This is a genomic window from Bradyrhizobium sp. PRIMUS42, from assembly GCF_023006515.1.
GTDB lineage: Bacteria > Pseudomonadota > Alphaproteobacteria > Rhizobiales > Xanthobacteraceae > Bradyrhizobium.
The window spans coordinates 1-9083 of record NZ_JALBGZ010000208.1 but is presented as its reverse complement, the minus strand read 5'-3'; the positions used below and the strand labels follow the sequence as shown (position 1 = coordinate 9083).

Genomic DNA, 9083 nt, shown 5'->3' with positions numbered 1-9083 from the left:
CGCGCCGCAGGCAATTCCCGCCGCCCGCGCCGCCTCGATGTCTCGGACCTCGTCGCCGATCGCAATCACCTGGGCAGGCTCCACGCCGGCGCGGCGGATGACCCGGCGGAATTTCGCGGCCTTGCCGAACAGCGATGCCGAGCAATCGAAATGTGAGAACAGCGCGGCGGCCTCGCCAAGCTTATCGCGCGCATTGGCTTCGCTATCGGACGTCACCAGCGCGAGCTGCACGCCGTTCTCGGCCAGCGTCCGCAGCATCGTCTCGACACCCGCAAACAGCGAAATCTCCGCTGCCGCCTCCGCCTTCAACCGCCGCGCATGCCGCGCGATCGCCGGCAGCTTCCACAAGGGCACATCGAGGCGGCCGAGAATCTCCCGCGTCGAGGCCTGCCGCAGGCCCTCGACGTCCTCATCAGCGACACGACGAAAATTGAAGCGATCGGCGATGTCGTTAACGACACGCAGGAACCAAGGGAAGCTGTCGGCGAGCGTGCCGTCGAGATCGAAGATGACGAGGGCGTAGGGCATGGGAGAAGGAGCGTTACCAACCGAGATCGTGCAGCGGCTCTGGGGCCGAAACATTCTCTATCGAAAGAAAGCGCTTCTTTGCGTCATCGAGAGTCCCGATCACTTTTGCGCCAAAGATGTCGGTATATAGATTTGATTGCACTTTTTTCATCGTGCGCTCTAGGTCAGACAAAAGGCGTACGTAGTTGTCGGCTTGGTGATAGGCTCCAAGATAAGCCGCAACGGATCTGGATAGCGCGACGACAGCGTCGCTCAGGGTCTTAATGTTCGAAGATTTCACAATGTTTGAGTAAGCGTATTCCGTTTCGAGTCGATCTTGGATTCTGAGGATTTGCTTGGGGGAGACACGGGCCACGTATTTCGACGGAGTTCCGAGAAATGCTATTTCCAACCCTAAGAACAACACGTGCTTTTCAGGGCCGTGAAGAGTTGTCTTTGCTTGCGATAGCTTTAGGCCGGCTCGCGCGAGCTGGCCTTCCACGAACTGCTGGCCACGCTGTGCTTCCTCTCTCGAGCCGAAAAATAGCAGGAGATCGTCTGCGTAGCGGACCATTGGGATTTTGCGTCGCTCTATGGCGGGGTCAAATCTAGACAGCACCAAGTTTGCAAGAAGGGGTGATAACGGCATGCCTTGGCGTATTCCCGACCCATGGCGGATGCCTTGACGTGTCGCTCTCGCTTGTACATCGGGGGGTCCCTTGATCTCGCAGTCGATCGCATTGCAGATCAACGGGACCAGACTGTGATCTTGAAGGGTTGCCGCAACTTTTCCTTTGAGCAGTTGGCGCGGCACCTGGTCGAAAAAGCTTTCGATGTCTGTCTTGAGACACCACTCGTAAACGGACCTGAGTTCGACAGCTCTCGCGATGGCGTTTGCAGTCCCTAGTCCTCGTATAAAGCCGAACGACGACGAGTTGTGGATGGGAATCCTTTGTGAAGTGACGAGATACTCGACGATCGTTCTCTGAACCAGCCGGTCTCGAACTGTCGGGATGCAAATCACCCGCTCCTTGTTGGACCCTTCCTTCTCAATAAATACAGGTCGCAGTCGCGAGAACCCATAACTTCCATTGTGGAGACGTTTGACGACTTCGTCGAGATTGGAGTCGAGATTGGCAGCGAATTGCCGCGCGGATTCATTGTCGATCCCGGGCGCTCCCGCTCGCTTGCTTGAATCGCGTGACTCGTCCCAAACATGCCGCAGGCGGGACTTGGCAAGGATTCGACGAGGCCTGCTTCGCAGGGCACTACCCACAGGCTTAGGTTCGAGCATGGGTGCAGCCTAAGCCTGATGGAAGTGGCGACACGATTGCGTCGATGACGCACCTGTTGTGTCGGCGACGTTCGCAGCCGGCACGCTTGCGCGCGTCGATCGCAACGTCACTCTGGTCCCCGCACTAAGAGACAGACTTGCATCCAGCTCAAAAGCGGCCTGTTCAAAGTAGGTCCAAATCACGCAGAGCGCGATTAGAACAAAGCATGAACAGGTGGTGTTGTGATACCGTTCCCCGACCCGGGCGGCGCCGTTACAAATGCGCTTAGCCCGCTTCGACTTCTGCACCCCAGGCATGGGCACCTCCGTTTGCTCCTGGCGACACGATTGCGTCGATGACGCACCTGTTGTGTCGGCGAAGTTCGCAGCCGGCACGCTTGCGCGCGTCGATCGCAACGTTCCAAGAACAGACGTTTGTGAGGGTCGTCCCCGAGAGAGAAACAATTCCCAACGGGGTGAACATATGACGAACTGGCGCCAAGCGCCAGTCCTATGCTCCTCTATCCACAGGGGCAGCTCACTCCGCCGCCTCGCTTGTCCGCCCGCGCTTCGGCTTCCCCGCCTTCTTCAGCACCGGCGCCAGAAACTTGCCCGTATAGCTCCGCGGCGCCTTCGCGATGTCCTCCGGCGGGCCCCAGGCGACGATCTCGCCGCCGCCGTCGCCGCCTTCGGGGCCGAGGTCGATGACCCAGTCTGCGGTCTTGATGACTTCGAGGTTGTGCTCGATGACGACCACCGTGTTGCCCTGCGCGACCAGTTCGTGCAGCACCTCCAGCAGCTTCTTGACGTCGTGGAAGTGCAGGCCGGTGGTCGGCTCGTCCAGGATGTAGAGCGTGCGGCCGGTGGCGCGCTTGGACAGCTCCTTGGCCAGCTTGACGCGCTGGGCTTCGCCGCCGGAGAGCGTCGTGGCCTGCTGGCCGACATGGATGTAGTCGAGGCCGACGCGATGCAGCGTCTGGAAGGTCTCGCGCACGCGCGGCACCGCCTTGAAGAAGTCGGCGGCTTCCTCGACGGTCATGTCGAGCACGTCGGCGATGCTCTTGCCCTTGAACAACACCTCCAGCGTCTCGCGGTTGTAGCGCTTGCCCTTGCAGACGTCGCAGGTGACGTAGACGTCGGGCAGGAAGTGCATCTCGATCTTGATGACGCCGTCGCCCTGGCAGGCCTCGCAGCGGCCGCCCTTGACGTTGAAGGAGAAGCGGCCGGGCTCGTAGCCGCGCGCCTTGGACTCGGGCAAGCCGGCGAACCATTCGCGGATCGGCGTGAAGGCGCCGGTGTAGGTCGCCGGATTCGAGCGCGGGGTGCGGCCGATCGGCGACTGGTCGATGTCGATGATCTTGTCGATGTGCTCTAGGCCCTCGATGCGGTCGTGCGGGGCGGCGCCTTCGCTGGCATTGTTCAGCTTGCGGGCGATGGCGCGGTAGAGCGTGTCGATGAGGAGCGTCGACTTGCCGCCGCCGGACACGCCGGTAACGCAGGTGAACAGGCCGAGCGGAATTTCGGCAGTGACGTTCTTGAGGTTATTGCCGCGCGCGTTGACCACCTTGATGGTGCGGCGATGGTTCGGCGGCCGCCGCTCCGGCACCTCGACCTCGAGCTCGCCGGTCAGGTACTTGCCGGTCAGCGATTTCGGGTTGCGCATGATCTCGGCGGGCGTGCCTTCGGCGATGATGTTGCCGCCATGCATGCCGGCGCCGGGGCCGATGTCGAGGACGTGGTCGGCGAGGAGGATGGCGTCCTCATCATGCTCGACCACGATCACGGTGTTGCCGAGGTCGCGCAGTCGCTTGAGGGTGTCGAGCAGGCGGGCGTTGTCGCGCTGGTGCAGGCCGATCGAAGGCTCGTCCAGCACGTAGAGCACGCCTGTCAGTCCCGAGCCGATCTGTGAGGCCAGGCGAATGCGCTGGCTCTCGCCGCCGGACAGCGTGCCGGAGGAGCGGGAGAGGGTGAGATAGTTGAGGCCGACGTCGAGCAGGAAGGTGAGGCGCTCGCGGATCTCTTTCAGGATACGTCCCGCGATCTCGTTCTGCTGCGTGTTCAGCGCATCAGGCACGGTCTCGAACCATTCGCCGGCCTTCCTGACCGACAGTTCCGAAATCTCGCCGATATGCTTGGTGCCGATCTTGACGCACAGCGCCTCGGGCTTGAGCCGGAAACCCTTGCAGCCCTCGCAGGGCACGTCGTGGAAATACTTCGCCAGCTCTTCGCGCGCCCATTCGCTTTCGGTTTCGCGATAGCGGCGGTTGATGTTGGTGATGACGCCCTCGAACGGCTTCTTGGTGTCGTAGGAACGCACCCCGTCCTCGTAGGAGAACTTGATCTCGTCCTCGCCGGAGCCGTGCAGGATCGCGTTCTGCGTCTTCTTCGGCAGGTCTTTCCACTTGGTGGTCAGCGTGAATTTGTAGTGCTTGCCGAGCGCGGTCAGCGTCTGCACGTAATAGGGCGATGACGATTTGGCCCAGGGCGCGATCGCGCCCTTGCCGATCGCGAGCTCCTTGTCGGGGATCACGAGGTCCTCGTCGACATGCTGCTCGACGCCGAGGCCGCCGCAGGCGGGGCAGGCGCCGTAGGGGTTGTTGAAGGAAAAGAGTCTGGGCTCGACCTCGGGAATCGTGAAGCCGGAGACCGGGCAGGCGAACTTTTCCGAGAACAGGATGCGCTCGGGCCCGCTCTTGTCGTGGATTTTTGCGGTTTTCTTTTTCTCTTCTGCAGGCGCGGCCGCAGCAGCCGGTGCATCGGCATACTCGATGACGGCAAGGCCCTCGGCCAGCTTCAGCGCGGTCTCGAAGCTCTCGGCGAGACGCTGGCCGATGTCGGCGCGCACCACGATGCGGTCGACGACGACGTCGATGTCATGCGGGAATTTCTTGTCGAGCGTCGGCGCTTCCGCCAGCTCATGGAAGGTGCCGTCGATCTTGACGCGCTGAAAGCCCTTCTTGAGCCATTCGGCGAGCTCCTTGCGGTACTCGCCCTTGCGGCCGCGCACGACGGGTGCGAGCAGATAGAGGCGGGTGCCCTCGGGCAGCGCCAGCACGCGGTCGACCATCTGCGAGACGGTCTGGCTCTCGATCGGAAGGCCCGTGGCCGGCGAATAGGGCACGCCGACGCGCGCCCAGAGCAGGCGCATGTAGTCGTAGATCTCGGTGACGGTGCCGACGGTGGAGCGGGGGTTCTTCGAGGTCGTCTTCTGCTCGATCGAGATCGCCGGCGACAGGCCGTCGATCTGGTCGACGTCAGGCTTCTGCATCATCTCCAGGAACTGGCGCGCATAGGCCGACAGCGATTCGACGTAGCGGCGCTGGCCCTCGGCGTAGATCGTGTCGAAGGCGAGCGAGGATTTTCCGGAGCCTGACAGGCCGGTGAACACCACCAGCTTGTCACGGGGAATCTCGACATCGATGTTCTTGAGGTTGTGCTCGCGCGCGCCACGGATCGTAATTGCGCGCAGGTGTGCCCCCGCGTTCTGCTGTTGGCGCTTCGCCTTAATCACTTCATCCATCCGAGTTGCCCTCAAGGAAGCCCAAAGGCTCGCGATCGCGCCAACGTCAAGGCGCGCTTCGCCCGGAACCGGGATCGGCGCCGATGGGGTTGGCAGCGAACGTAGGAAGAACGCGGGCGGATTTCCAGAGGGAGTTGCGAATCGTCAACGGATTGTTGGCGCGCTGGCGGCATCTGGCAGGAGCGGGGCGAGCGGAACCTCGCAGGACGTGCCCGCAAAACAAAAAGGCCGGCGCAAGGCCGGCCTTTCGTGACGATGTGACGTCGATAGATCAGGACTTCCGATCAATACCGGGCGACGACGGGGCCGCCAAAGGTGTAGTTGAGGCGGACGGTGCCCATGTCGACGTCCTGCTTGATACGGTCGATGCGATCGTTGACGCCGAGAATCGTGAACGAGTTGTTGCGCTTGCCCATGAACAGATGGTCGTACTCGATCGCGACGGACCAGTTCGGAGCGAAACCGAATTCCACGCCAGTGCCGACCGCGCCGCCCCAGCGAGTCTCGGTGGCGCTATCGAGGACGACGCCGCCCAGCAGACCGTTATATTTGGCGTGCGTGACGGCCGCGCCACCCTTCACGTACCAGAGCACGTTGTTCCAGGCATAGCCGATCTGGCCGGTGAACAGGCCAATCGCATCGATCTTGGTCTGGTTGACCAGCGGTCCAAGCACAATGCTCGTGTTCGAGCCCTTCAGGTTGGCCCAGTCGCCCTGAGCTTCGAGACCGAACACCCAGTTGGCCGACTGCCAGCGATAGCCCACCTGGCCACCGACGACGCCGCCGGTTGCATTGTGGCAGCCTTCAGCCGTGTCCGGTCCCGCAACGCCAAAGATATTGTTGACGTCCCAGCAATTGCGGCTCGAGGCGCCACCGCCGTTGAGACCGATATAGAAACCGCTCCAATTATAGATTGCGATCGGCGCGACCGGAGCCTTGGTGTAGGGGCGGGCCGCCAAATCGGCCGCCGAGGCCGGTGCCAACGCGCTGAGTACGAGCAAACCGGCCGAAGCCAGCAAAATCTTCTTCATATCGATTCCCCAGTTCCGTTTCTCGATTTTGCCTTCCAAAAAGCGGAAGAGCAGCGGACCTACAACCCAGTTGATGTCGTAGCTTTACACCATTGAAGCCAAAGGTTGTGTCACCCGAACGCCACATCTCGCGAAAAATGCCAGCCGGCAGGCGGGTGGCGCGCACAAACAAAAAGGCCGGCGCAAGGCCGGCCTTTCGTAACGCGATGCGTTGGAGCGAAGCTTAGTACTTGGCAACCACCGGGGCGCCGAAGTGATAGTTCACGCCGACCTGAACGGTGTGGAAGTTGAGCGTGCCGGTGGGCACGGCGCCCGAGAAGTAGGTCTCGCCGCCGAGGCTGCGATAGAGGTACTCGCCCTTGACGGTCCAGTTCGGAGCGAAGAACGCCTCGACGCCCGCACCGACGGTCCAGCCCGAGTGGAACTTGCTGTCGGAGATGCTCACGCCGAGAGCGCTGGCGCTCAGCTTGTTGTCGATCCAGGCATAGCCACCCGTGCCGTAGAACAGGACGTTGTTGACGGCCCAGCCGATGCGGCCGCGAACGGTGCCCATCGCATCCGTCTTCGAGCTCAGAGTCGCCGTGGCAACACCGAAGCCGGGGACGAGGATCGGACCGGTGACGGACGCGCTGACGTCAGCCCAGGCAGCATCGGCCTCGAGGCCGAACACGACGTTGCCGGTCTGCCAGTTGTAGCCGGCGGTGCCGCCGACGAAGCCACCCTTCATCTTCGGGTCGCCGGAAGCGTTTTCCCAGGCGCCGCCACCGACGATACCGAGGTAGAAGCCGGTCCAGTTGTAGACCGAAGCCATCGGAGCGACCGGAGCCTTGGTGTAGGGGCGAGCCGCGAGATCAGCAGCCGAAGCGGGGGCCGCCAGAGCGAACAAACAGGCCGAAGCCAACAAAACCTTCTTCATTTTCAACTTAATCCCAGTCCCAGTTTCTGTTGTTGCCTTCCGCGGGCGGAAGGGCAGCGGACTCTGTGTCCAACTGACGCCGTACTTACACCACCAAAGCCGCAAGTTGTGTCTCCGAAAAGCCACAGGGTGCCCAAAACGTAAGCGTGACTGACTCATCTGGCTTGCGGTCAAACGAAAAAGGCCGGCGCGAGGCCGGCCTTAGACTTCAATGATGTCAGAGGGATATCAGTACCTGGTGGTGCCCAGCCCGCCCCAGTTGAAGTGATAGTTCACGCCTGCCTTGACCGTGTGAACGGTATCGGTCCACTCGGAGCGGTTGGTGGGCACGGCGGTGTACTGGATCGAGCTGCTGCCGAAGTCGATGTAGTTGTATTCGACCTTGGCCGACCAGTTCGGAGCGAACATGTATTCCGCGCCGGCGCCGACGGTCCAACCCCAGCGGGTGTTGTTCTGGATGAAGACGTTTCCGGGGATGCCATCATAGCGGTGCTGAATGTCGCCGACTGCAGCGCCACCGCTGACGAACAACAGAGCGGGGCCGGTCGAGTAGCCGAGACGGCCCTTGATGTCGCCGAAGCCGCGGATTCTCGTGAAATAGGTGTCGCCGACGCCGGCATTGATCTCGGCAGACCGACCGTTGATGTCAGCCCAGTGGTAATCACCCTCGATGCCGAACACGACCGGACCCGACTGCCAGTTGTAGCCGAACACGCCGCCGACAAAGCCGCCGGTGGTGTCGTAATTCTGCGATCCAGCAAAGATCGCCGTATTCGGAGCGCCGAAGAAGGTTTCGTCGCTGCGGCCCCAGGCACCGCCGCCCTGCACACCGACGTAGAAGCCGGTCCAGGTATAGATCGGAGCGGGCGGCGCGACCAGCGCCTTCGTGTAGGGACGGGCCGCGAGGTCCGCAGCACCGGCCGGAGCCGAGAGGGTCAGCGCAACCGCGCCGGCCAAGCCGAACAGGATCTTCTTCATTGCAATCTCCCCAGTCGTATCCGCCTCTCACTGTTCCCCGAGGCGGACTATCAGGCGCGAGGCCCATTTGCATCAATTCGAGGCACAACGATAGCCCGATTGGGCGGCAGAGTCCGTGCCCGGAGCGCAACAGTTGAGGGTAATCGACCTGCCCCTAACTTAATGAATGTTAAGTGGTATTTGCCGTTCATGGGAACTCGAGTGGGTTCCATTCCCATTGCCATCACGGCGCCATATAGACGCCATCCGGTCTCCACATTTGGCGGCGATTTCTGCGGGAACAAATCTGGAACAGATTGGCGGTAGGTGCTATATAGTGGGGATAACCCTGGGGTGACGGACTGAGCGGCGCCCGCAAGTGTATAGGGTCGCTTCAACAGGCGCAGAGGAACGCGGGTAGCGGGCTCGGCCTTTTGAATTCAGTGGCATTCGGAGTGGAGAGCGGCGATGGCGGGAAGCGTCAATAAGGTCATTCTGGTTGGAAATCTCGGCAAGGATCCTGAAATCCGCCGCACCCAGGACGGGCGGCCGATCGCGAATCTGAGCATCGCCACCTCGGAGACCTGGCGCGACAAGAATTCCGGCGAGCGCAAGGAGAAGACCGAGTGGCACCGCGTCGTGATCTTCAATGAGGGTCTCTGCAAGGTCGCCGAACAATACCTGAAGAAGGGCGCCAAGGTTTACATCGAGGGCGCGCTCCAGACCCGCAAATGGACCGATCAAAGCGGCGTCGAGAAGTACTCGACAGAGGTGGTGCTCCAGGGCTTCAACTCGACGCTCACGATGCTCGACGGCCGCGGCGGCGGCGGTGGAGGCGGCAGCTTCGGCGACGAGCCCGGCGGCGATTTCGGCTCCTCC

Annotated in this window: 7 protein-coding genes; 1 reads left to right on the top strand and 6 read right to left on the bottom strand. The window is 61.9% G+C overall.

All coding sequences use genetic code 11. From position 1 onward, the window contains the following. From MOV75_RS17370 to MOV75_RS17345, 6 genes are all read right to left on the bottom strand, one after another. On the bottom strand, positions 1 to 528 hold a 528-nt coding region (locus MOV75_RS17370), incomplete at its 3' end, for an HAD-IA family hydrolase (protein ID WP_247006257.1). Between the two features lie 13 nt (positions 529 to 541). Beyond that, the gene (locus tag MOV75_RS17365) at positions 542 to 1801 is read right to left on the bottom strand and encodes a reverse transcriptase domain-containing protein (protein ID WP_247006254.1); all 1260 of its coding nucleotides are present in this window, start codon (positions 1799 to 1801) and stop codon (positions 542 to 544) included. 517 nt (positions 1802 to 2318) lie between these two features. After that, a complete protein-coding gene (uvrA, locus tag MOV75_RS17360; RefSeq protein ID WP_246927158.1) occupies positions 2319 to 5300 on the bottom strand; it encodes an excinuclease ABC subunit UvrA in 2982 nt (993 codons plus the stop codon). Positions 5301 to 5584: 284 nt separating this feature from the next. After that, positions 5585 to 6331, bottom strand: coding sequence for an outer membrane protein (locus tag MOV75_RS17355; protein WP_246927164.1), 747 nt, complete (start codon positions 6329 to 6331; stop codon positions 5585 to 5587). A gap of 223 nt (positions 6332 to 6554) precedes the next feature. Next, complete coding sequence (locus MOV75_RS17350) at positions 6555 to 7247, bottom strand: outer membrane protein (RefSeq protein ID WP_246927167.1); 693 nt, start codon at positions 7245 to 7247, stop codon at positions 6555 to 6557. Between the two features lie 228 nt (positions 7248 to 7475). Then, a complete protein-coding gene (locus tag MOV75_RS17345) occupies positions 7476 to 8225 on the bottom strand; it encodes an outer membrane protein (RefSeq protein ID WP_247006252.1) in 750 nt (249 codons plus the stop codon). Positions 8226 to 8672: 447 nt separating this feature from the next. Between MOV75_RS17345 and MOV75_RS17340 the strand changes: the two genes are divergently transcribed. Beyond that, on the top strand, positions 8673 to 9083 hold a 411-nt coding region (locus MOV75_RS17340), incomplete at its 3' end, for a single-stranded DNA-binding protein (RefSeq protein ID WP_247006249.1).